The sequence below is a fragment of the Achromobacter sp. NFACC18-2 genome (assembly GCF_900108985.1).
Classification (GTDB): domain Bacteria; phylum Pseudomonadota; class Gammaproteobacteria; order Burkholderiales; family Burkholderiaceae_B; genus Achromobacter.
This window is the reverse complement of sequence record NZ_FNYM01000002.1, coordinates 249,667-270,540: the sequence shown is the minus strand read 5'-3', so window position 1 is coordinate 270,540 and position 20,874 is coordinate 249,667. Positions and strand designations below refer to the sequence as shown.

Below are 20,874 nucleotides of genomic sequence, written 5' to 3'. Positions count from 1 at the left end.
GGGATCACGCCGCGCGGGCGTTCTCCGGCGCGGCCAGCGCCGTGTGCCACAGCGCGTCCTGCACGCGGCGCACGCCCGTGGCCATAGAACCGTCCTGATAGAGCTTGATCCACCGGTAGCCCGGCGCCATGTTGTCCACGATGTGCTTGCCGTCGCGGATGCTGAACTGGAAGCAGGTCGACGGCGTGGCCAGCATGCGCAGGTTGTGCCGGCGGCGGTCGAACTCATGATGCACATGCCCCCACAGCAGCACCCGCACCTGCGGCCAGCGGGCCAGCAGCTTGAATAGCGCCTGCGGGTTGTCGATCATCATCGAGTCGTGCCAGTGGCTGTCGATCTGCATCGGGTTGTGGTGCATGGCCACCAGCGTGTGGCGATCGGGCGCCTGGGCCAGCGCGGCCTCCAGCATGTCGAGTTCGCTGGGCGGCAGGTGCCCCGCGTTCGAGCCGGGCACCGTGGTGTCCAGCGCAATGACGCGCCACGCGCCCACGTCGGTCACGGGCATCGACCAGTCGGACAGCTCCTGGCGCAGCACTGACGGCTGATCGTGATTGCCGGGCAGGCAGCGGATGGTGGCGCGCTCCAGCGCGCCGGATTCGGACAGGATGCGCGCAAAGCGCCGGTAGCTCGCGGCTTCGCCGTCCTGCGACAGGTCGCCCGTGGCAAGCAACAGGTCGGGATGCTTGCCGTCGGCCTCGATCTGGCGCAGGACCGCGCGCAGGCTGGCGTCGGTATCGACGCCCAGCATCGAGGTGTCGGGCTCGCCGAACAGATGGCTATCGGTCAATTGGACGAGCATCGCGGGCGCATCGTGGCGCCGGGACAAGGTATGGATGCGAGCCACGTGCGGCTCCTGCAAAGTTCGCGTGGTGCCACATTACCCAAAAAACATGACGTGGCGCGTTTCGCAAGCGTCCCTTGGGGTAACGAAACGTGCATTCTTCAGGATTCCCGCAGCGCCCGGGCGGCAGGCCTGGGAAAAAAGCCGCTATTCTTGCGGAACCTTCCACACGCTTTAAGAATGGGACGCGGCGTCACCCATGGATGTTGGTTTTCTCGTATTTGGTCTTGCGGGCCTGCTCACGCTGGTCTGCTTCATGCCGCCCCTGGCCGGCCGCGTCAAGCTGCCCTATTCCGTGCTGCTCGCGATTGTCGGCTGTCTGCTTGGCATCATCATTCACGTGCATGGCTGGGCGCCCGCCTGGATCCGCGACTTCCTCGATTCGCTGGAAAGCTTCGAGATCTCGTCCGAGACCTTCCTGATGGTGTTTCTGCCCGTGCTGCTCTTCGAGACCGCGCTGGCGATGAACGTGCGGCGATTGATGGACGATATCGGTCCCATCCTGATGATGGCCATCGTGGCCGTGGTGGTCTGCACGGTGGTGGTCGGCGTGACGCTCGATGCGGTCTCGCCCTACGGTCTGGTGGTGTGCCTGCTGCTGGGCGCCATCGTGGCGACGACGGACCCGGTGGCCGTGGTCGGCATTTTCCGCGAAGTGGGCGCGCCCAAGCGGCTGACCACCCTGGTCGAGGGCGAAAGCCTCTTCAACGACGCGGCCTCCATCGCGCTGTATTCCGTGCTGCTGGCCGTGCTGAGCGGCAGGGGCGAGTTGTCCGTCAGCGGCATTTTCAACGACTTCCTCGTGCACTTCATCGGCGGTGGCCTGGCGGGGTTTGCCATGGGGCGGCTGGCCTGCTTCCTGTTCGCCTGGTTACGCGGTTTTCCCACGGCCGAGATCACGCTGACCCTGACGCTGGCCTACCTGTCCTTCTTCATCTCCGAGCATTACCTGAACGTCTCGGGCGTGGTCGCCACGGTGATCGCGGGGCTGGTGGTGGGCTCGACCGGCCGCACGCGCATGTCGCCCACGACCTTCGAACATCTGGCCAGCGCCTGGGAGCAGTTCGGCTTCTGGGCCAATTCCCTCATTTTCCTGTTTGCCGCCATGCTGATTCCCAAGCTGATGGCAGCCGCCGATTGGCAGGAACTGGTGCTGGTCGGCGTGGTGTTCGTCGTGACCCTGGTCGCGCGCGGCATCGTGGTGTTCGGCTTGCTGCCGCTGCTGGGCCTGACCCGGTTGGGCACCAAGGTCAGCAACCCCTACAAGGTCGTGATGCTGTGGGGCGGCCTGCGCGGCGCCGTGTCGCTGGCGCTGGCGCTGGCGGTGACCGAGCAGACGGGCGTGCCCGAAGAGGCGCGCCAGTTTATCGCCGTCGCCACCACCGGGTTCGTGCTGATGACCCTGTTCGTCAACGGCATCAGCCTGCGGCCGCTCATCCGCATGCTGGGGCTGAACCAGCTATCGCCCGTGGAGCGCACCATCCGCAACCAGGTGATGGCCGTGGCGCTGGAGGACCTGCAGGACAAGACCGAGGAAGTCGCCAAGGCCGAGCACATCGGCAGCGAAGTGCGCGACCGCATTCGCGCCGTGTTCGACGCAAGCCTGGCCAGCGTGCATGATGGCCGGGTCAGCCAGATGACCGACGAGCAGCGCGTGGCGGTGGGCCTGACCATCGTCGCCCAGCGCGAAGAGGAAATGTTCTTCGACATCCTGAAGGCCCAGATCGTGGACTGGCGCATGGCCGAAACGCTGCTCGCGCGGGCGGAGCGCCTGGAAGACGCGATCCGGCTCGGCGGCGTCGCCGGCTTTGAGCGCGCCATCGTCGCCGACGTGCGCTATTCGACGGGTTTTCGCCTGGCGCTGCGGCTGCACTATGTCTTCGGTTTCCAGGGCTGGCTGGCGCGCGAACTCGGCCAGCGCTTTGCCAACCTGATGAGCAAGCGGTCGGTCGCGCAGCGCCTGATCGCCTTTGCCCGCGAGCAGATCACGCCATTGCTGGGCGAAGCGGCCACGCAGCGCATCGTGTCGTTGCACCAGCGCCGCCTGGACCTGATCGAGAACGCCATGCAGGCCCTGAACCTGCAATATCCGTCGTACGCCCAGTGGCTGCAGGAAAGCTACCTGGGCCGCGTGGCCCGCGAACTCGAGCGCATCCGCTATCGCGACATGCTTGAGCAGTTTCTGATCAGCGGCGAAGTCTATGCGGACCTGACCGAGCAATTGAAGAGCCGCTGGGCGCACATCGACAAGCATCCGCCGCTGGACATCGAAATGAGCGCGGCCGAACTCATCAAGCGCGTGCCGCTCTTCGAAGGGCTGTCGCCCGATTCCCTGCGCGCCATCAGCAAGCTGCTCAAGCCGCGCCTTGCCCTGCCCGACCAGCGGGTGCTGACCAAGGGCCGGCACGGCGAGGAAATGTGTTTCGTGGCGTCGGGCGCCGTGGCGGTCCACCTGCCCGACAACACCATGATCGAGCTGGGCAGCGGGGAGTTCTTCGGCGAACTGGGCCTGCTGGGCGAAGCGCAGCTCACGCCGGACGTGACGTCACTGGGCTACAGCAAGCTGCTGATGCTGTCTTCGCGCGACTTCCACGCGCTGCTCGCCCGCGACGAAAACCTGCGTGAACGCATCCAGGTCGTGGCCAAGCAGCGGTTGCGCGCCATCGAGGTCTGGAAGCAGTTTTCGCAGGCATCCGCGGCGGCGGCTCCCGCGGCCGCGGCTTCGGCCCCCAGTCCGGCACAGGCGGCCGAAGCCGCGGAAGCGGCCGGCGCCGCCATTGCGCCCGAAGGCGAGGATGTCCAGGCGGCCCGCGAACTGCGCGGCGAATCCGCGCGCGACGACGACGATGGGTTGGGCGGATCGGTGATGGCGACGCCGGAACCGTCGCCGCGCTAGTCGTCCCGAAAGTTGTCCTGAAAGTCGTCCGGGTCAGGCGTCCAGATCAGGCGCCCCACCCGGCGCCCGGCTAGACCGTGATCTCACCCGCGGCCTGGCGCCGCATGATGTCCTCGACCAGCACCAGGGCGGCTTCCAGCGTGAACTCGCCCTCGCGGATGCGGTCCAGCGCCGTGGCCACAGCGATGGTGGCGATCTCCATGACCTCGCCGTCGCGGTTGGCGGGGCGCGCGTCCGGCGCCAGGAGGCAGGTGCTGGTCAGCACGTCTTCGACCTGATAGCCCTCGGGCAGCCGGCGATGGATGCGCAGGATCGTGCGCAGCGGCGTGCGGCGCGCCAGGTCCGGTTCGTCCAGCCCGGCTTCTTCGCCGCATTCGCGCACCAGCGCCAGTTCCAGGTCTTCGCGGCTACCGGCCAGCCCACCCACCAGCGTGTCCCACATACCGGGATCCGTCGACTTGCTGAGCGAACGTCGCGCCACCCACAGCCTGCCGTCGGGCGTCCAGGCGTTCAGGTGCACGGCCTTGGTCAGCAGGCCCAACGGCCGCACGGCCGCGCGTTCGATCACGCCGAGCGGCTGCTCGCCATCCAATACGTCCAGCAATTCGTCGCGCCAGCCGCGCAGGCAGTTGGCTTGGCGCAACAGTTGCGCGGCCTGTTCCAGCACCGCATCCAGCGCATCGCCCGGAACGAGGCCGTCGCCGATGCGCAGCGCCGTGTCGTCCGCATGCGTTTGCGGCGCGTCGCGCAGCGCGTCGCAGGCCGCATGCGTGGCCCAGCCGCAGCGGCGCCCCGCTATATATAAAGCGCGCGCGCCTTCCGGGGCTGGCTCCTGCGCGCGGGCGCACAGGGCGGCATACAAATCGGACAACGGCTTTGGCATCGTGGCGTCATGGTGATGAGGATGCAGGCGATTTTAAGCCACCCGGTTTACGGGCCGCAGTCAAGGGGCGCGGCCACATGGGGGCGGGCTCCATGAATTCAAGAGCACAAACTTACATCTGTTTGCGCGTCCGCTATAATCCGCCAGTTTCTTTGTGATTTCGAGAGGGAACGACAGGGCCGCTCTATCTCCCTGCATCGCCCTGCCATCTAATAATTGCGCGTTGCCCGTATTCCGGTGACTTCCGCCACCAGCAAATGGGCCTTCGCGCCGTATTTCGAGGTAAGCATGAAGAAGTGGAGAGGGATACTGGGGGCTTGTGCGATGCTGGTTGGCAGCGTGGCCGGTGCCCAGGTGCAAAACATGCCCGGCGGTCCGAAGGTCAATCAGCTCAATCTGCATGAAGGCGTCACCGCGATCTCGCGCGACATCATGTGGCTGCATTGGTTGCTGCTCACCATCTGTATCGTGATCTTCATCGGCGTCTTCGGAGTGATGTTCTACTCCATCTGGGCGCACCGGAAGTCCCGCGGCCACAAGGCGGCGACCTTCCACGAACATCTCGGCGTCGAAGTCGCCTGGACCGTCATCCCCTTCATCATCGTCATCGCCATGGCGCTGCCGGCCACCAAGACGGTCGTCGCCATGAAGGACACTTCCAGCGCCGACCTCACCGTCAAGGTCACCGGCTATCAATGGAAATGGGGCTACGAGTACCTCGACGGCTCGGCCGCCGGCATCAAGTTCCTCTCCACGCTGTCCACGCCGCGCGCCCAGATCGAGAACCGCGAGCCCAAGGGCGAGTTCTACCTGATGGAAGTGGACAACCACCTGGTCGTCCCCGCGAACAAGAAAATCCGCATCGTCCTCACCGCCTCCGACGTCATCCACTCCTGGATGATTCCGGACTTCGGCGTGAAGCAGGACGCCATCCCCGGCTTCCTGCGCGACACCTGGTTCAACGCCGAAAAGCCTGGCATCTATCGCGGCCAGTGCGCGGAACTCTGCGGCAAGGACCACGCATTCATGCCCATCGTCGTGGAAGTCCTGGCGCAACCGGACTACGATAAGTGGGTTGAAGACCAAAAGAAGAAGATGGCGGCAAACGCCGACGATCCCAACAAAGAGTGGACGGAAGCCGAACTGGTTGCCCGCGGCGAAAAGGTTTTCGCGGCGAATTGCGTGGCCTGTCACCAGGCCAACGGCAAGGGCATTCCCGGTTCCTTCCCGCCGCTTGACGGAGACAAGGTCGTTCTGGGCCCCAAGGGGCCGCAGATCGACACCGTGCTGAAGGGCAAGCCCGGCACCGCCATGGCGGCGTTCGGCGGGCAGCTCAACGACGTCGAGATCGCAGCGGTCATCAGCTATACGCGCCATGCCTGGAGCAATGCCGGCAAGGGGCAGGACCCGACGGTTCCACCGAAGGACGTGGCGGCTGCGCGCTGATCGCGCGCGCCCATTTCCTCCACCGTAGAACCGGTTCCCTTTAGTCAGAGATACCCTGCCGCCCCGTCGAACGGGGCCGGCACTCAGCAGGAAGGAGTCCATCATGAGCAGCGTCACTGTAGACCACGTGTCGCCGGGCCACGGCCACGGTCACGATGACCACCACCACGGTGTCCCCACGGGCTGGCGCCGGTGGCTTTTTGCAACGAACCACAAAGACATCGGGACGATGTATCTCATCTTCTCGTTCGTCATGCTTCTGGAGGGCGGCACGCTGGCGCTGCTGCTGCGCACCGAGCTCTTCGAGCCGGGCCTGCAGTTCTTCCGCCCCGAGCTCTTCAACCAGTTCACCACGATGCACGGCCTGATCATGGTGTTCGGCGCCATCATGCCGGCGTTCGTGGGCTTTGCGAACTGGATGATTCCGATGCAGATCGGCGCGTCCGACATGGCGTTCGCCCGCATGAACAACTTCAGCTTCTGGCTGCTGCCGGTGGCCGCGATCATGCTGACCGCGTCGTTCTTCGTGCCGGGCGGCGCCACCGCCGCCGGCTGGACGCTGTACGCACCGCTGTCGCTGCAGATGGGCCCGGGCATGGACCTGGCGATCTTCGCCATCCACATCATGGGCGCCTCGTCCATCATGGGCGCCATCAACATCATCGTCACCATCCTGAACATGCGCGCGCCCGGCCTGACGCTGATGAAGATGCCGCTGTTCTGCTGGACCTGGCTGATCACCGCGTTCCTGCTGCTGGCCGTGATGCCGGTGCTGGCCGCCGCCATCACCATGGTGCTGACCGACCGCCACTTCGGCACGGGCTTCTTCAATGCCGCCGCGGGCGGTGACCCGGTCCTGTACCAGCACGTGTTCTGGTTCTTCGGGCACCCCGAGGTCTACATCATGATCCTGCCGGCGTTCGGCATCGTGTCGGCCATCGTGCCCGCGTTCGCCCGCAAGAAGCTGTTCGGCTACGCCTCCATGGTGTACGCCACCGCCTCCATTGCCGTGCTGTCGTTCATCGTGTGGGCGCACCACATGTTCACGACCGGCATGCCGGTGACCGGCCAGCTCTACTTCATGTACGCCACCATGCTCATCTCCATCCCCACCGGGGTGAAGGTGTTCAACTGGGTCGCCACGATGTGGCGCGGGTCCATGACGTTTGAAACCCCGATGCTGTTCTCCATCGGCTTCATCTTCGTGTTCACGATGGGCGGGTTCACCGGCCTGATCCTGTCGGTGGCGCCCATCGACATCCAGGTCCACGACACCTATTACGTGGTGGCGCACTTCCACTACGTGCTGGTGGCCGGTTCCCTGTTCGCGCTGTTTGCCGGCGCGTACTACTGGGTGCCCAAGTGGACGGGCCGCATGTACAGCGAAAAGCTGGGCAAGCTGCACTTCTGGTCCACGCTGATCTCGTTCAACGTGACCTTCTTCCCGATGCACTTCCTGGGTCTGGCCGGCATGCCGCGCCGCTACGCCGACTACGCCGCGCAGTTCACGACCTTCCATCAGCTCGCCACCATCGGCGCGTTCTGGTTCGGCCTGTCGCAGCTCATTTTCCTGTGGGCTATCGTGCGTTGCTACCGGGGCAAGGGCGAACCCGCCGCCGCCAAGCCGTGGGAAGGCGCCGAAGGACTGGAATGGACGGTGCCGTCGCCCGCCCCGTTCCACACCTTCGAAACGCCGCCCGAAGTGAAGTAAACGCCCCATCCATGTTCCAGGTCGCACAGCAATGACACCCGAGCAGCGCCGCCGCAACAAGATCGCAGGACTGGTCCTGCTGGTTTTCGTCATTGCCGTGTTCGCCTGGACCGTGATCCGCGGTTCGGCGTTGCTGACCGGCAAGGCGGTCGGCTAGGCCACAACCATGAGCGACGACCTTCGCGAAACCTCCCAGCGCAAGCTGAGCTTTCTTCAGACGATGAAGGCGGTGGCGTGGGGATTTTTCGGGGTGCGCAAGGGCGCGGGCTACCGTGAGGACATCGCTAGGCTCAATCCGGTCCACGTCATCGTGGCCGGACTGCTGGCAGCGGCAATCTTTGTGACTGTGCTGGTTTTAATTGTTCGTTGGGCCGTTTCCAGCCTGACTTGAATTACCTAAATCTAAATCTGTACCAGGGAGAAAGCCATGAGTGCAAGCCACTCGGTTCAAGGTAAAGAGGCACCGTACTACTTTGTCCCCGCCGACTCGGGCCATCCCGTGCGCATGGCCGTTGCGCTGCTCTTCATGGGCCTGGGCGCCGCGGCCTGGGTCAACGGCGCGGATTGGGGCAAGTGGTCCGTGCTGGTGGGATTCATCGGCGTGGTCATCGTGCTGTACTACTGGTTCGGCGATGCCATCCATGAATCGGAAACCGGCCTGAACAGCAAGCGCATCGACGATTCCTACCGCTGGAGCATGAGCTGGTTCATCTTCTCGGAGGTCGTGTTCTTTGCCGCGTTCTTCGGCGCGCTCTGGTACACGCGCACCGTCACGACGCCATGGCTGGGCGACATCGACCACCGCCTGATGCTGTGGCCGGACTTCCAGGCGACCTGGCCCAACTTCGGCCCGGCCGGCGTGGTGGAATCCTTCCAGACCGTGGGTCCCTTCTGGCTGCCCACGATCAACACGGCGCTGTTGCTCAGTTCCGGCGTCACGCTCACCATCGCGCACCATGCGCTGCGTGAAAACCATCGCGGCAAGACGAAGTTCTGGCTGGCGGCCACCGTCATCCTGGGCTTTGTCTTCGTGGGCTGTCAGGCCTTTGAATACATCCATGCCTACCGCGACCTGAACCTCAAGTTCAACTCGGGCGCCTATGGCTCGCTGTTCTACATGCTGACCGGCTTCCACGGATTCCACGTGATTCTGGGCGCGACCATGCTCACGGTCATCCTGATCCGCCTGATGCGCGGCCACTTCACGGCGGACCATCACTTCGGTTTCGAGGGCGCGGCCTGGTACTGGCACTTCGTGGACGTGGTGTGGCTGGGCCTGTACCTGTTTGTGTATTGGTTCTGACCGCGCGGTGCTGATCGCGGGGTTCTGACGGCGGCCGGCGCAACCGGCGGCCGTTGCGGCACGGGAAAGCGCGAAGGGGGCGGGCGGCAAGCCGGCTTCCGCCGCGCTTTCAGGCCATTTGCGGGGACGCGCCCGGCGGTTGCGGCGCCAAATCCGGGGAACCGGACGCCGCGCAGCCTATCTAAAGCCCGTGCTCTCGATCCAGCCCATGTGATGGGCGAACAGCACGAACACGAACAGGGCGACCGACAGGCCGATACGGACTGTCAGTGCGTTGACCGTGCGGTTGGTGGTACCTTTGTCCCGCATCAGGTAGACCAGGGCGGATGCCAGACTGGCCAGTATCCCGATGAAGGCCAGAACGACGAAAACGCGCATTGTGGTCTCCCGACAAATCAGATTTAGCAACGACAGATGTCCCGACCGCATTCCACCCGCTACACGGTAGCCGCCTTACTGCTGCTTGGCATCGCCGTGGTGATCCTGGTGTCGCTGGGGCAATGGCAGTTGCGTCGCAGCGATGAGCGACGCGCCATTCTGGCCGCGATCGAAGCGGGCCGCAAGCAAGCGCCGCTGGTGCTGACGCCCGCCACGCCGCCCGCGGACATGACGGCCTGGCGCGTGGCGCAGGCCAGCGGCACGTGGCTGCCCGAATTCAGTGTACTGCTGGACAATCGCAACCAGGACGGCAGGCCCGGGTACTGGCTGGCCACGCCGCTGCTGCTGGACGCGTCGGCGCGGCGCGCGGTGCTGGTGCTGCGCGGCTGGTTGCCGCGCGTCATCCAGGGCCAGGGCGAGCCCGACCTGCCGGCCGCGCCCAAGGGCGTGCAGATCGTGCAAGGCGAGCTGTCCGAGCGCGTGCCGCGCCTGTTCGAACTCTGGTCGCTGGGCGGATCGCAAACCTCGACCTTGCCCGCGACGCTGCCCGCGGCGGACGGGAAGGTGCCGCAAGTGCAGAACCTGCCGCTGGACGCCTACGCCCGCGCGACCGGGCTGGATCTGCTGCCCACGGTGCTCAGCCAGGGCGGGCCGGGCGACGATGGTCTGGTGCGCGACTGGCCCCAGCCGTCGGTGGATTTCCAGCAGAACACGTCGTACGCGGTACAGTGGTTCGCTTTCGGGGCGATTGCCGCCATTGCGTGGCTGGTGGTGCTGGGAGGCGCCATCCGCCGCATGCGCCAGCGCGGGGACACGCGGGCCCAGGCCCGGATCCGCGCGCGTCGATGAACAACGCTATTCCAGGATACAAAGTGGCTCGCGACAACTCCTCCAACAAGCCCGCAGGCAAGCGTTCGCTGATGCCCATGGTGCTGGTGTTCCTGTGCTCGCTGGCGCCCATCGTCGCGGCGTTCGTGGTGTACATGAATCCGCAATGGTGGCCCAGCGAATCCAGCAACTACGGCACCCTCGTGACGCCGCAGCGGCCGATGCCCCAGGCATCCGAACTGCGCCTGACCACGCTGGACGGCAAGCCCTTCGATCTGCAAAGCCTGAAGGGCAAGTGGCTGCTGGTGGCCGCCGACGGGGCGGCTTGCCCCGAAAGCTGCGCGCGCAAGCTCTTCATCACGCGCAACAGCCACGCCAGCCAGGGCAAGAACGTGGATCGCCTGGCGCGCGTCTGGTTCATCACCGACGACGCGGTGGTGCCGGACAAGGTGCTGGAGGCCTACAAGGGCACGGTGATGGTGCGCGTGGACCCCGACCAGTTGGCGCGGTTCCTGCTGGCGCGCGGCACCGCCGCGGGCCAGCCCGGCCTGCAGGATCCGATCTGGGTGATCGACCCGCTGGGCAACCTCATGATGCAGTATCCCGCCGAGGCGGATGGCGTGCGGGTGCGCAAGGACATCAGCAAGCTGGTCTATAACTCGCGCATTGGTTGAATTTTTACCGCCGGGGCGCCGCAATGAAAGACGCCCGCTCGGCGTGAGGGCATTTATGTTGGTTGATATGGAACGCATCAAGGCGCGCTACCGCAAGCTCGTATTCTTTACCTGGTTCCTGACGCTGGACCTGATCATGTTCGGCGCCTTCGTGCGCCTCACGGATTCGGGCCTGGGCTGTCCGGACTGGCCCGGCTGCTACGGCAGCGTCACGCCGATCGGCGCGATGGGCGACATCCACGAGGCCTCGCAGGCCATGCCCTTCGGACCGGTGACCCTGTCCAAGGCCTGGATCGAGATGATCCACCGCTATGTCGGCGCCATCTTGGGCATGCTCATCATCGGCATCGTCTACATGGCCTGGCGCTACCGCCGCGAACTGGGACGCTCGCCCGCGCTGGCCATCACGACCCTGGTGGCCGTGTGCGTGCAGGGCGCGTTCGGCGCCTGGACCGTGACCCACAAGCTCATGCCCGCCGTCGTGACCGCGCACCTGGTGTTCGGCCTGTCGGTGCTGGCCTTGATGACCTGGCTGTCGTCGCGCGAGCGTCCGCACCTGCCGGTGAGCGCCGCGGCCGTGCGCTGGAAGCCCTGGGTGGCGGTCGGATTCGTGCTGCTGCTGGTTCAGGTGACTTTGGGCGGCTGGGTCAGCACCAACTACGCGGCGCTCGCCTGCATGGACTTTCCCACCTGCCACGGGCAGTGGGTGCCGGACATGGACTTTCACGGCGGGTATTCGATCATCCGCGGGCTGGGCGAACTGCCTTCCGGCGAAATGATCTCGCAGCCCGCGCTCACGGCGATCCACTGGGTCCACCGCAATTTCGCCTTCGTGGTGTTCGTCTACCTGGGCATCCTGGCATGGCGGCTGCGCGCCGCCGAGCCTGGCCTGCGCGGCCCGGCCACGCTGATGCTGGCGCTGCTGGGCGCGCAACTGCTCACGGGCCTGACGACGATCTTCTTCCAGTGGCCGCTGTTGATCGCCGTGCTGCACAATGGGGGCGCGGCTGGCCTGACCTTGTCGGCCGTGGTCTTGATGGTGCGTCTGGCGTCTGCGGGCCATGAGCCGGCGAGGCGGTACGACCCCAATTTGGTGCGCGTTTAAAATGAGGTCCACTATGACCAGTCTTGCCGCTCCTCAATCCGGATTGCTCCGCCAGTACCTCGTCCTCACCAAGCCGCGCGTGACGCAGTTGGCCGTGTTTTGCGCCGTGATCGGCATGTTCCTGGCCGCGCCGGGCATCCCGGACATGCGCCGCGTGCTGTTCGGCACCATCGGCATCTGGCTGCTGGCTGCCGCCGCCTTCGCCATCAACTGCCTGATCGAACAGGAAGTGGACGCCCGCATGCTGCGCACCGCGCGCCGGGCCACGGCGCGCGGCACGATCTCGGCCTTCCAGGTGCTCAGCCTGTCCGGGCTGCTGGGCGGCGCGGGCATGTTCGTGCTCTACAACATGGTCAACCCGCTCACCATGTGGCTGACGTTCGCCACGTTCGTGGGCTACGCCATCATCTACACCATCATCCTCAAGCCGCGCACGCCGCAGAACATCGTCATTGGCGGCCTGTCTGGCGCGATGCCGCCGGCGCTGGGCTGGGCGGCGGTCGCGGATTCCGTACCGGCCGAGGCCTGGGTGCTGGTCCTCATCATCTTCATCTGGACGCCGCCGCACTTCTGGGCGCTGGCGCTGTATCGCAACCACGACTACGCCAAGGCCGGCCTGCCCATGCTGCCGGTGACGCACGGCAACCAGTTCACGCGCCTGCACATCCTGCTGTACAGCCTGGCGCTGATGGCGACCACGCTGTTGCCCTACGCCATCCGCATGAGCGGCGAACTGTATCTGCTGTCGGCGCTTGTGCTGGGCGGCATGTTCGTGTCGTACGCCTGGCGCCTGTACCGCCAGTACAGCGACGAGCTGGCGCGCAGCATGTTCCGCTTTTCCATTCTTTACCTGGCGCTGCTCTTTGGCGCCCTGCTGGTCGACCACTGGGTCGGCCTCTTGCGCTGACCCCCCGGAGGTTGTCGATGTCCGTGTTTTCCGCCAGCCGCCGGCTGGCCCTGCGACTGGGCGCCGCCGCCGCCGTCGCTGCCGCCCTGGCTGCCTGCGGCGACAGCAAGCCCGTTTTCAAAGGCAGCGACATCAGCGGCACGCAGTTGGGCCGGGCGATGGAACTGTCCGACCACAACGGCAAGCTGCGCCAGCTCTCGGACTTTTCGGGCAAGGTCGTGGTCGTGTTCTTCGGTTTCACGCAGTGTCCAGACGTGTGCCCCACGGCGCTGGCCGAACTGACCGAAGTGATGAAAAAGCTGGGCCCGGACGCCGACCGTGTCCAGGTCCTGCTGATCACGGTGGATCCCGAACGCGACACGCCCGAGGTGCTCAAGCAGTACGTCACGGCTTTCGACCCGCGCTTTTTGGGGCTGACCGGCACGCCCGACCAGATCAAGAAGGCGGCCGCCTCGTTCAAGGCCTATTACGCCAAGGCGCCCACCAAGGACGGCAGCTACACGATGGACCACACGGCGGCGTTCTACCTGTTCGACGGCAAGGGCGAATCGCGCGTGCTGGCCAACAACAACGTCGGGGCCGACGGCCTGACGCACGACATCCAGGCACTGCTCAAGGGCTGAGGCGGGTGGGGCCGCAAGGCCCGGCCAGACGGCAGATCACGCTTTCGCCGCCGCCCACGCGGCCAGCGCGGCGCGCGCCTTGTCGGTGAGTTCGGCGGCGGGAATCTCGCGCCGATGGGCAATGATCATCAACGCATAGGGGGTGGCCAGCGCGGCTGCCTCGGGGCACAGGCGCGACTCTTCGCCAACCGATGGCGACGTGTTGCGCCAGTAGTTGATTGCCTGTTCAAGCTGGGGCAGGGTGATGGGATCCATGCGCCTATTGTCCACGAATGTCCCTGCCTGTCCACCCTCCATCCGCCCTGCAAAGAAGGGTCACCATCGCAACATGCCGAAACCGCGCCCGGGTGCTATACCACTGCCGGTTAGTTACGATGGAGCATCGTCATGAATACTTCGACCCAACCTGCGCCGCGCCGCGGCCTGCATCCGCTGCTGGCCGCCGCCGCGATCGCCGTCATCGTCATGTGTTCGGTGGGCGTGGCCGCGGTGCTCGGCTGGCTGCCCACCCCGTCGGCCAACCCGCACGCGGACGAGGCAGTCGCCGAAGCCGGCCCTGAAGACGCCAACCTGGCGCCCGCGCCCGACGCCGCACCGCCCGGCGCGGGCCGGCCCGCTGGTCAGATGCACCAGGCCCAGGCGTCGCAGCCCGCATCGCCCTCGCGGCCGGCCGCGCCCGCCGCGCGTCCCGCGCCGGCGCCGCAAGCCTGCGCCTCGTGCGGCGTGGTCGAGACCATCCGCCAGGTGCAGGTGCCCGCCAAGGACAACAGCGACCATCTGGTCGGCACCATCGCGGGCGGCGTGGCCGGCGGCGTCGTGGGTAATCAGTTTGGCGGAGGCAGCGGAAAGACGGCCCTGACGGTGCTGGGCGCGGTCGGCGGTGCTTTGGCAGGCCGTGAAGTTGAGCGTAATATCAGACAGCAACAAACAGTGACGCACTATGAGCTCACGGTGCGCATGAGCGACGGCAGCACGCGCCAGTTCCGCAGCGCGCAGCCGTTCTCGTTTGCCTCCGGCGACCATGTGCGCGTGGAGAACAATCAGCTTCTGCCGGGTTGACCCGACCGCCGGCGGCAAGCATCCGACCTTGGAGAGACCTGGAATGAGCGATCAATACACCAACCCGTTCGTCCTGCCCGGCATGGGCCAGAACTCCGACCTGTCGGGCAATCCGCTACTGGCCAGCATGGAAATGATGCGCCAGGCCTGGGCCGGCCTGACGGGCCCGGGCGGTCTGGCGAGCAGCCTGCCCATGGCGCCGCCCATGAACCTCGAAGACCTGGACCGCCGCATCGCCGAACTGCGGTCGGTGGAAAACTGGCTGCGCATGAACCTGAGCATGCTCTCCAGCACCATCCAGGGCATGGAGGTGCAGCGGTCCACCATCAGCACCCTGCGCGCCTTCGTGGATAGCGCCTCGCGCATGGACCTGGGCACGGCGCCGGAGGGCGGCGCGCCTTCGCCGCTCGAAGTCGCGCTGGGCCTGAAGCCCGCGCCGAAGTCGGCGGGCGCTGGCCACGGAAGTTCCGCGCAGCCGGACAACGCCGCGTCCGGCCAGGCCAAGGAAGACGCCAGCGCACAGTCCGATGCCGCATCGGGCAGCGCGGCGGGCGCGTCCGCCACCGGCGGCGCCGAATCGGCCGCCGCCATGAGCGAACAGATGGGCGCCGCCGCGCAGTCGGCGTCCAAGGCCTGGTGGGATCTGCTGCAACAGCAGTTCAACCAGATCGCCGCCGCCACGGCGGCCTCGATGCCGGCAAGCGCGCCGGCCGAGGACACAGGTGCCAAGCCGGACCCCGCCACGCCCAAGGCGTCGGCCAAGCCGCAAGGCAAGGCCGCCAAGCCGGCTGCCGCGCGCAAGCCCGCCGCCACCAAGCGGGCGGCAAAGACCGCCAAGAAAACCGGGCCTGCCGACGGCAAGCCCTGACCCTATCCTTCAATCGACACGCGGACCGGCCGCAAGGCCGCCCGACCGTCTCCACACCTACTGGAACTTATGCTTAATGTAGTGATTCTTGCCGCCGGACTGGGTAAACGCATGCAGTCCGACCTTCCCAAAGTGCTGCACACGCTGGCCGGCAAACCCATGCTGGCCCATGTGCTGGACAGCGCGCGCCAATTGCAGCCGGCGCGCATCATCGTGGTGGTCGGCCACGGCGCGGATCGCGTCAAGCAGGCTTTCGACGGTCAGCCGGACCTGCACTTCGTGCTGCAGCAGCCTCAGCACGGCACGGGCCATGCCGTGCAGCAAGCCGTGCCGCTGCTGCTGGAAGGCGACGGCAAGGACGACGTGACGCTGGTGCTGTACGGCGACGTGCCGCTGGTCCAGCCCGAGACCCTGCAGCGCCTGCTGGATGCGCGCGGCCAGGGCGCCGCCGTGCTGACCGAAGTGCTGGCCGATTCCACGGGTTACGGCCGCATCGTGCGCGATGCCAAGGGCAACGTGTGCCGCATCGTCGAGCACAAGGACGCTTCGGACGCCGAGCGCGAGATCAAGGAAGTGAACACCGGCATCCTCAGCGCGCCGACCGCGAAGCTGAAGAACTGGCTGACCCGCATCGACAACAACAATGCCCAGGGCGAGTACTACCTGACCGACGTCGTCGGCCTTGCCGTGGTCGACGAGGTGCCCGTGGGCGCGGCCCAGCCGGGCGCCGGCTGGGAAACGCTGGGCGTGAACAGCCGCGTGCAGCAGGCCGAACTCGAGCGCCGCTGGCAGGCCGAGCAGGCCCGCCGCCAGCTCGAAGCCGGCGTCACCCTGGCCGACCCGGCGCGCTTTGACGTGCGCGGCACGCTCACCTGCGGCCGCGACGTGTTCATCGACGTGGGGTGCGTGTTCGAAGGCCAGGTTTCGCTGGCCGACGGCGTGCGCGTGGGCCCGCATTGCGTGCTGCGCGACGTCAGCGTCGGCGCGGGCACGCACATCGAAGCCTTCAGCCACCTGCAGCAGGCCGAGGTGGGCCGCGATGCGCGCGTGGGCCCCTACGCCCGCCTGCGCCCCGGCGCCGAGCTGGGCGACCGCAGCCACGTCGGCAACTTCGTCGAGATCAAGAAGAGCGTGCTGGGCGCGGACAGCAAGGCCAATCACCTGGCCTACATCGGCGACGCCGACATCGGCGCGCGCGTCAACGTCGGCGCGGGCACCATCACCTGCAACTACGACGGCGTGAACAAGCATCGCACCGTGATCGAGGACGACGCCTTCATCGGCTCGGACACGCAGCTCGTCGCGCCCGTGCGCGTGGGCCGCGGCGCGACGCTGGGCGCCGGCACCACCCTCACGCGCGATGCGCCGGCTGACAAGCTGACGGTGTCGCGCCCCAAGCAGCTCACCGTCGAGGGATGGCAGCGCCCGGTAAAGAAGTCGTGACGCCGGGGCACGACGCGGCGCCGGAAGGCGCCGCCAAGTCCGCTCCGCTCGACGGCCTGCCGGCGCCGCGCCGGTACTGGGCGGCGGCCACCGTGATGACGGGCATCAGCCTGTCGGTGCTGGACACCACCATCGCCAACGTGGCGCTGCCCACGATCGCCAAGGACCTCAATGCCTTGCCGGCCCAGGCGGTCTGGATCGTCAACGCCTACAACCTTGCCGTCGTAATGGCCCTGCTGCCGTTGTCGGCGCTGGCCGAGCGCATCGGCTTTCGGCGCATGTTCACCTTCGGCCTGGTCCTGTTCACGCTGGCTTCGCTGGGCTGCGCCCTGGCGGGCACGCTGTGGCAGTTGACGGCGGCGCGCGTGTTCCAGGGGCTGGGGGCGGCCACGCTGATGTGCATGTTCGGCGGCCTGGTGCGCAACATCTATCCGCTCAAGATGCTGGGGCGAGGCATCAGCATCAACGCCACCACGGTGGCGGTGATGTCGGTGCTGGGGCCCACGATCGGTTCGGCCATCCTGTCGGTGGCGCCGTGGCCGTGGATCTTCGCCGTCAACCTGCCCATCTGCGCGCTCGCCATGATGGGCCTGCGCCATCTGCCCGAAGTCCCGCGCAACGACGTGAAACTGGACTGGATCAGCGCCCTGCTCTGCATGGCGACGCTGGGCGTGTTCATTTCCGGCGTGGACATGATGGGCGAAGACCTGCTTCGCGGCATCGGCCTGGTCGCCATTTCGGCGGTCGCGGGCATGGTGCTGGTGCGCCGGGCCAGCCAGCAGACCGCGCCGCTGGTGCCGGTGGACCTGCTGCGCATCCGGCCGCTGGCCTTCGCGGTGGGCGCGTCGGCCTGCACCTTCGCCGCGCAGATGGCCTCGTACGTGTCGCTGCCGTTCTACTTTCAGCAGGTGCTGGGTCGGCCTTACCTGGAAGTGGGCATGCTGATGGGCGCCTGGCCCGTGGGTACGGCCATCATTGCGCCGCTGGCGGGCCGCTTGTCGGACCGCTATTCGGCCGCCACCCTGAGCGGCGTGGGGGCGGCCACCATGGTCGTCGGCATGCTTTCGCTGGCGCTGCTGCCTTCCACCGTGTCGAACGGGCCGATCATCGCCGGCATGTTCGTGGCCGGCGTCGGCTTCGGCTTTTTTCAGACGCCGAACAACCGCGCCCTGCTGTCCGCCGCGCCCCGGCTGCGCAGCGGGGCGGCGGGCGGCCTGCAGGCCACCACCCGGGTGTTCGGCCAGAGCTTTGGCACGGCGCTGGTGGCGATCGCCTTCAGCGTCAGCGCGGCGCACGGGCCTGGCCTGGCGCTGGTGCTGGGCACCGTGTGCGCGGCCCTGGCCGTGGTGGTCAACACGGTCCGGTTCAACAAGCTTCGGACCTAGCGCGCCGCAGGACCTCGGGCGCGGGCCGCTTCTATAATGGCGGCCGGCGCCCGGTTTCCTTGGCCGGGCGCGAAGATTCCCTATTTTGAAGGCGTTCAGGCATGAAGATCACGGTCGTGGGTACCGGTTACGTGGGTTTGGTGTCGGGAGCGTGCCTGGCCGACATGGGCAACGATGTCATGTGCCTGGACGTGGATGCGGCCAAGATCGCCCTGCTGCGCCAGGGCGGCATCCCCATCTACGAGCCGGGCCTCGAAGACCTGGTGCGCCGCAACGTGCAGGCCGGACGCCTGCACTTCACCGATGACATCGCGCAAAGCGTGGCGTTCGGCGACGTCCAGTTCATCGCCGTGGGCACCCCGCCCGGCGAAGACGGTTCCGCCGACCTCAAATACGTCCTGGCGGCCGCGCAGAACATCGCGCGCCACATGACCTCGCGCAAGTTGATCGTGGACAAGTCCACCGTCCCCGTCGGCACGGCCGACAAGGTGCGCGCGGTGGTAGCCAAGGAACTGGCCGAGCGCGGCGTCGACCTTCCCTTCACGGTGGCGTCCAACCCCGAATTCCTGAAGGAAGGCGCGGCCATCAACGACTTCATGAGCCCGGACCGCGTCATCGTCGGCGCGGACGACGACTACACCATCGGCGTGATGCGCCGCATCTACGAGCCCTTCCAGCGCACGCACGACCGCCTGATGGTGATGGACGTGCGCTCCGCCGAGCTGACCAAGTACGCCGCCAACGCCATGCTGGCCACGCGCATCTCGTTCATGAATGAAATGGCGAACCTGGCCGAAGTCCTGGGCGCGGACGTCGAACAGGTGCGCCGCGGCATCGGTGCCGATCCGCGCATCGGCTACCACTTCCTGTATCCCGGCGCGGGCTACGGCGGTTCCTGCTTTCCCAAGGACGTGCAGGCGCTGGTCAACACGGCGTCCGAACACGGCTTGCCGATGCGCGTCATCGAAGCGGCCGAAGCCGCCAACCACGCACAGAAATTCCGCCTGGCCGAAAAACTGGTCGCGCGCTTTGGCGAAGACCTGAGCGGCCGCAAGATCGCCTTGTGGGGCCTGTCCTTCAAGCCCAACACCGACGACATGCGCGAAGCCCCCAGCCTCACGGCGATTGCCGAACTCACGCGCCGCGGCGCCGAAGTCCGCGCCTACGACCCGGTGGCCATGCACGAGGCCGGCCGCGTGCTGGCGGGCCATCAGGGCATCAGCTTCGCCGCCGACATGTACGACGCGCTGGACGGCGCGGACGCGCTGCTCATCGCCACCGAATGGAAGGTCTTCCGCGCGCCCGACTTCGATCGCGTCAAGGCGTTGCTCAAAACGCCCCTCATCATCGACGGGCGCAACCTCTACACGCCGGCCGACGTGCGCAGCCTGGGCTTCGAGTACTCGGGCATCGGCCGCGCATGAAAATCCTGCAACTGAACTTCGAGAAAGGCTGGCGCGGCGGCGAACGCCAGACGCTGTACTGCATGCGCGCCTTCCGCAAGGCCGGCCATGACGTCGAAGTGATGTGCCGCGAAGGCGCCCCGCTGGCCGAGCGCGCGCGCCAGGAAGGCTTCGTCGCCCACGCCGTGCGCAACGTGCCCGGCCAGCTCGCCTTCCTGGCGGGCGCCGGCCGCTACGACATCATCCACGCGCAGACGGCCAACACCATCACCTGGGCCGTGCTGACCAAGTGGCTGCATCGCCGCCCGGTCGCGTTCTCGCGCCGCACCTCGTTCGTGGTCAAGCCGGGCGACGAATGGAAGACCGGCTTCAAATGGCGCCACGCGGACCTCTTCGTGGCCATCAGCGAGATGGCCGCGGGCGAACCGCGCCGCCTCGGCATCGAGCCCGTCATCATCCGCAGCGCGGTCGAGCCTCACCAGATCAACGCCGACAACGTCGCCAATCTGGTGCGCGAATTCGACCTGGAAGGCAAAAAGGTCATGGCGACGTCCGCCGCGCTCATCCGCGACAAGGACCCCGTCACCCTGGTGCGCGCCGTCGGCGAACTGGCCAAGACGCGCCGCGACTTCGTCTTCCTGCACTTCGGCGCCGGCGGCGACCGCGAACAGCAGGCCAAGGACGAAGCCCGCAAGCTCGGCATCGAAGACGTCTACCGTTTCGCGGGCTTTCGCAAGGGCGTCGAGGACTTCTACAGCATCCTCGACGTGTTCGTCATGAGCTCCGAGGAAGAAGCGCTGGGCAGCAGCGTGCTCGACGCCTTCCTGCAGCGCGTGCCCGTCGTCTCTACCGACGCCGGCGGTCTGAAGGAAAGCCTGGCCGACGGCCGCGGCGTGCTGTGCGCCGTGGGCGATCATCAGGCCATGGCGGCCGGCATGGCGCGCTGCCTGGACGACGCGGCCTTTCGCCAGGAAGTCACCGAACGCGCCTACGAATACGTGCGCAACGAGCACGACGTGCAGAAGATGGGGAATCGGTATCTGGCGCAGTTTGAGCGGCTGGTGGGGCGGAAGCCGCGCTGAGTCGGCGCGCACTGAGCGTTGGAAGCGCCGCGCGCTGGC

At 66.8% G+C, this 20,874-nt stretch carries 21 protein-coding genes; 17 read left to right on the top strand and 4 right to left on the bottom strand.

Annotated features, from left to right (window positions below; translation table 11 throughout):
* Nucleotides 1-4 precede the first annotated feature (4 nt).
* Nucleotides 5-844 carry a phosphodiesterase gene (locus tag BMW75_RS03620; protein WP_092576865.1) on the bottom strand — a complete coding sequence of 280 codons (840 nt, stop codon included), beginning with the start codon at nt 842-844 and terminating at the stop codon, nt 5-7.
* A gap of 196 nt (nt 845-1,040) precedes the next feature.
* Between BMW75_RS03620 and BMW75_RS03615 the strand changes: the two genes are divergently transcribed.
* The gene (locus BMW75_RS03615; protein WP_092576862.1) at nt 1,041-3,737 is read left to right on the top strand and encodes a cation:proton antiporter; all 2,697 of its coding nucleotides are present in this window, start codon (nt 1,041-1,043) and stop codon (nt 3,735-3,737) included.
* Between the two features lie 70 nt (nt 3,738-3,807).
* Here BMW75_RS03615 and BMW75_RS03610 read toward each other — a convergent pair whose 3' ends face one another.
* Entirely contained in the window at nt 3,808-4,620 is an 813-nt protein-coding gene (locus BMW75_RS03610) for an NUDIX hydrolase (RefSeq protein WP_092576859.1), read from the bottom strand.
* 288 nt (nt 4,621-4,908) lie between these two features.
* Between BMW75_RS03610 and coxB the strand changes: the two genes are divergently transcribed.
* From coxB to BMW75_RS03590, 5 genes are all read left to right on the top strand, one after another.
* Complete coding sequence (coxB, locus tag BMW75_RS03605) at nt 4,909-6,066, top strand: cytochrome c oxidase subunit II (RefSeq protein ID WP_092576855.1); 1,158 nt, start codon at nt 4,909-4,911, stop codon at nt 6,064-6,066.
* A 103-nt stretch (nt 6,067-6,169) separates the two neighbouring features.
* Nucleotides 6,170-7,777, top strand: coding sequence for a cytochrome c oxidase subunit I (ctaD, locus tag BMW75_RS03600; protein ID WP_076517891.1), 1,608 nt, complete (start codon nt 6,170-6,172; stop codon nt 7,775-7,777).
* A gap of 31 nt (nt 7,778-7,808) precedes the next feature.
* Nucleotides 7,809-7,934 carry a cytochrome oxidase small assembly protein gene (locus tag BMW75_RS29620; protein ID WP_216639588.1) on the top strand — a complete coding sequence of 42 codons (126 nt, stop codon included), beginning with the start codon at nt 7,809-7,811 and terminating at the stop codon, nt 7,932-7,934.
* Between the two features lie 9 nt (nt 7,935-7,943).
* Entirely contained in the window at nt 7,944-8,168 is a 225-nt protein-coding gene (locus tag BMW75_RS03595) for a DUF2970 domain-containing protein (protein ID WP_092576853.1), read from the top strand.
* Between the two features lie 36 nt (nt 8,169-8,204).
* Entirely contained in the window at nt 8,205-9,080 is an 876-nt protein-coding gene (locus tag BMW75_RS03590) for a cytochrome c oxidase subunit 3 (RefSeq protein WP_092576850.1), read from the top strand.
* Nucleotides 9,081-9,257: 177 nt separating this feature from the next.
* Here the strand turns inward: BMW75_RS03590 and BMW75_RS03585 are convergent, their stop codons facing one another.
* Nucleotides 9,258-9,458, bottom strand: coding sequence for a twin transmembrane helix small protein (locus BMW75_RS03585; protein ID WP_076517882.1), 201 nt, complete (start codon nt 9,456-9,458; stop codon nt 9,258-9,260).
* Between the two features lie 36 nt (nt 9,459-9,494).
* On the opposite strand from BMW75_RS03585, the gene BMW75_RS03580 reads away from it, so the two are divergent.
* The 5 genes from BMW75_RS03580 to BMW75_RS03560 all read left to right on the top strand — a co-directional run bounded on the left by BMW75_RS03580 (nt 9,495) and on the right by BMW75_RS03560 (nt 13,595).
* On the top strand, nt 9,495-10,307 hold the full coding sequence (locus BMW75_RS03580) for an SURF1 family protein (RefSeq protein WP_092576848.1): 813 nt from the start codon (nt 9,495-9,497) through the stop codon (nt 10,305-10,307).
* 71 nt (nt 10,308-10,378) lie between these two features.
* Entirely contained in the window at nt 10,379-10,960 is a 582-nt protein-coding gene (locus BMW75_RS03575; protein WP_092577328.1) for an SCO family protein, read from the top strand.
* Between the two features lie 67 nt (nt 10,961-11,027).
* Nucleotides 11,028-12,065, top strand: a complete 1,038-nt coding sequence (locus BMW75_RS03570) for a COX15/CtaA family protein (RefSeq protein WP_092577325.1) — start codon at nt 11,028-11,030, stop codon at nt 12,063-12,065.
* Nucleotides 12,066-12,078: 13 nt separating this feature from the next.
* Nucleotides 12,079-12,972: a heme o synthase gene (gene cyoE, locus BMW75_RS03565; protein ID WP_076517877.1), complete on the top strand. Its 894-nt coding sequence runs from the start codon at nt 12,079-12,081 to the stop codon at nt 12,970-12,972.
* A gap of 17 nt (nt 12,973-12,989) precedes the next feature.
* Complete coding sequence (locus BMW75_RS03560; RefSeq protein WP_092576845.1) at nt 12,990-13,595, top strand: SCO family protein; 606 nt, start codon at nt 12,990-12,992, stop codon at nt 13,593-13,595.
* Nucleotides 13,596-13,631: 36 nt separating this feature from the next.
* Here the strand turns inward: BMW75_RS03560 and BMW75_RS03555 are convergent, their stop codons facing one another.
* On the bottom strand, nt 13,632-13,850 hold the full coding sequence (locus BMW75_RS03555; protein WP_076517872.1) for a DUF3717 domain-containing protein: 219 nt from the start codon (nt 13,848-13,850) through the stop codon (nt 13,632-13,634).
* Between the two features lie 132 nt (nt 13,851-13,982).
* Between BMW75_RS03555 and BMW75_RS03550 the strand changes: the two genes are divergently transcribed.
* The 6 genes from BMW75_RS03550 to BMW75_RS03525 all read left to right on the top strand — a co-directional run bounded on the left by BMW75_RS03550 (nt 13,983) and on the right by BMW75_RS03525 (nt 20,835).
* Nucleotides 13,983-14,654 carry an outer membrane lipoprotein gene (locus BMW75_RS03550; RefSeq protein ID WP_092576842.1) on the top strand — a complete coding sequence of 224 codons (672 nt, stop codon included), beginning with the start codon at nt 13,983-13,985 and terminating at the stop codon, nt 14,652-14,654.
* 43 nt (nt 14,655-14,697) lie between these two features.
* Nucleotides 14,698-15,522, top strand: a complete 825-nt coding sequence (locus BMW75_RS03545; protein ID WP_092576839.1) for a PhaM family polyhydroxyalkanoate granule multifunctional regulatory protein — start codon at nt 14,698-14,700, stop codon at nt 15,520-15,522.
* A gap of 69 nt (nt 15,523-15,591) precedes the next feature.
* Nucleotides 15,592-16,965 (top strand): bifunctional UDP-N-acetylglucosamine diphosphorylase/glucosamine-1-phosphate N-acetyltransferase GlmU, encoded by a 1,374-nt coding sequence (glmU, locus tag BMW75_RS03540; protein WP_092576835.1) that lies wholly within the window; start codon nt 15,592-15,594, stop codon nt 16,963-16,965.
* Nucleotides 16,938-18,350: an MFS transporter gene (locus BMW75_RS03535; RefSeq protein ID WP_092576832.1), complete on the top strand. Its 1,413-nt coding sequence runs from the start codon at nt 16,938-16,940 to the stop codon at nt 18,348-18,350. Before glmU ends, BMW75_RS03535 begins: the two co-directional genes overlap by 28 nt.
* Nucleotides 18,351-18,451: 101 nt before the next feature.
* The gene (locus tag BMW75_RS03530; RefSeq protein ID WP_092576830.1) at nt 18,452-19,774 is read left to right on the top strand and encodes a UDP-glucose dehydrogenase family protein; all 1,323 of its coding nucleotides are present in this window, start codon (nt 18,452-18,454) and stop codon (nt 19,772-19,774) included.
* Nucleotides 19,771-20,835, top strand: a complete 1,065-nt coding sequence (locus BMW75_RS03525; RefSeq protein WP_092576827.1) for a glycosyltransferase family 4 protein — start codon at nt 19,771-19,773, stop codon at nt 20,833-20,835. Before BMW75_RS03530 ends, BMW75_RS03525 begins: the two co-directional genes overlap by 4 nt.
* Nucleotides 20,836-20,874: the final 39 nt, after the last annotated feature.

Excerpts from the sequence above, each read along its gene's own strand:
- BMW75_RS03535 (WP_092576832.1), top strand. The coding sequence starts at position 16,938 with ATGGCAGCGCCCGGTAAAGAAGTCGTGACGCCGGGGCACGACGCGGCG.
- glmU (WP_092576835.1), top strand. The coding sequence starts at position 15,592 with ATGCTTAATGTAGTGATTCTTGCCGCCGGACTGGGTAAACGCATGCAG.
- cyoE (WP_076517877.1), top strand. The coding sequence starts at position 12,079 with ATGACCAGTCTTGCCGCTCCTCAATCCGGATTGCTCCGCCAGTACCTC.
- BMW75_RS03555 (WP_076517872.1), bottom strand. The coding sequence starts at position 13,850 with ATGGATCCCATCACCCTGCCCCAGCTTGAACAGGCAATCAACTACTGG.
- BMW75_RS03580 (WP_092576848.1), top strand. The coding sequence starts at position 9,495 with ATGTCCCGACCGCATTCCACCCGCTACACGGTAGCCGCCTTACTGCTG.
- BMW75_RS03590 (WP_092576850.1), top strand. The coding sequence starts at position 8,205 with ATGAGTGCAAGCCACTCGGTTCAAGGTAAAGAGGCACCGTACTACTTT.
- coxB (WP_092576855.1), top strand. The coding sequence starts at position 4,909 with ATGAAGAAGTGGAGAGGGATACTGGGGGCTTGTGCGATGCTGGTTGGC.
- BMW75_RS03550 (WP_092576842.1), top strand. The coding sequence starts at position 13,983 with ATGAATACTTCGACCCAACCTGCGCCGCGCCGCGGCCTGCATCCGCTG.
- ctaD (WP_076517891.1), top strand. The coding sequence starts at position 6,170 with ATGAGCAGCGTCACTGTAGACCACGTGTCGCCGGGCCACGGCCACGGT.
- BMW75_RS03525 (WP_092576827.1), top strand. The coding sequence starts at position 19,771 with ATGAAAATCCTGCAACTGAACTTCGAGAAAGGCTGGCGCGGCGGCGAA.
- BMW75_RS03570 (WP_092577325.1), top strand. The coding sequence starts at position 11,028 with ATGGAACGCATCAAGGCGCGCTACCGCAAGCTCGTATTCTTTACCTGG.
- BMW75_RS03560 (WP_092576845.1), top strand. The coding sequence starts at position 12,990 with ATGTCCGTGTTTTCCGCCAGCCGCCGGCTGGCCCTGCGACTGGGCGCC.
- BMW75_RS03575 (WP_092577328.1), top strand. The coding sequence starts at position 10,379 with ATGCCCATGGTGCTGGTGTTCCTGTGCTCGCTGGCGCCCATCGTCGCG.
- BMW75_RS03595 (WP_092576853.1), top strand. The coding sequence starts at position 7,944 with ATGAGCGACGACCTTCGCGAAACCTCCCAGCGCAAGCTGAGCTTTCTT.
- BMW75_RS03545 (WP_092576839.1), top strand. The coding sequence starts at position 14,698 with ATGAGCGATCAATACACCAACCCGTTCGTCCTGCCCGGCATGGGCCAG.
- BMW75_RS29620 (WP_216639588.1), top strand. The coding sequence starts at position 7,809 with ATGACACCCGAGCAGCGCCGCCGCAACAAGATCGCAGGACTGGTCCTG.
- BMW75_RS03585 (WP_076517882.1), bottom strand. The coding sequence starts at position 9,458 with ATGCGCGTTTTCGTCGTTCTGGCCTTCATCGGGATACTGGCCAGTCTG.
- BMW75_RS03615 (WP_092576862.1), top strand. The coding sequence starts at position 1,041 with ATGGATGTTGGTTTTCTCGTATTTGGTCTTGCGGGCCTGCTCACGCTG.
- BMW75_RS03610 (WP_092576859.1), bottom strand. The coding sequence starts at position 4,620 with ATGCCAAAGCCGTTGTCCGATTTGTATGCCGCCCTGTGCGCCCGCGCG.
- BMW75_RS03530 (WP_092576830.1), top strand. The coding sequence starts at position 18,452 with ATGAAGATCACGGTCGTGGGTACCGGTTACGTGGGTTTGGTGTCGGGA.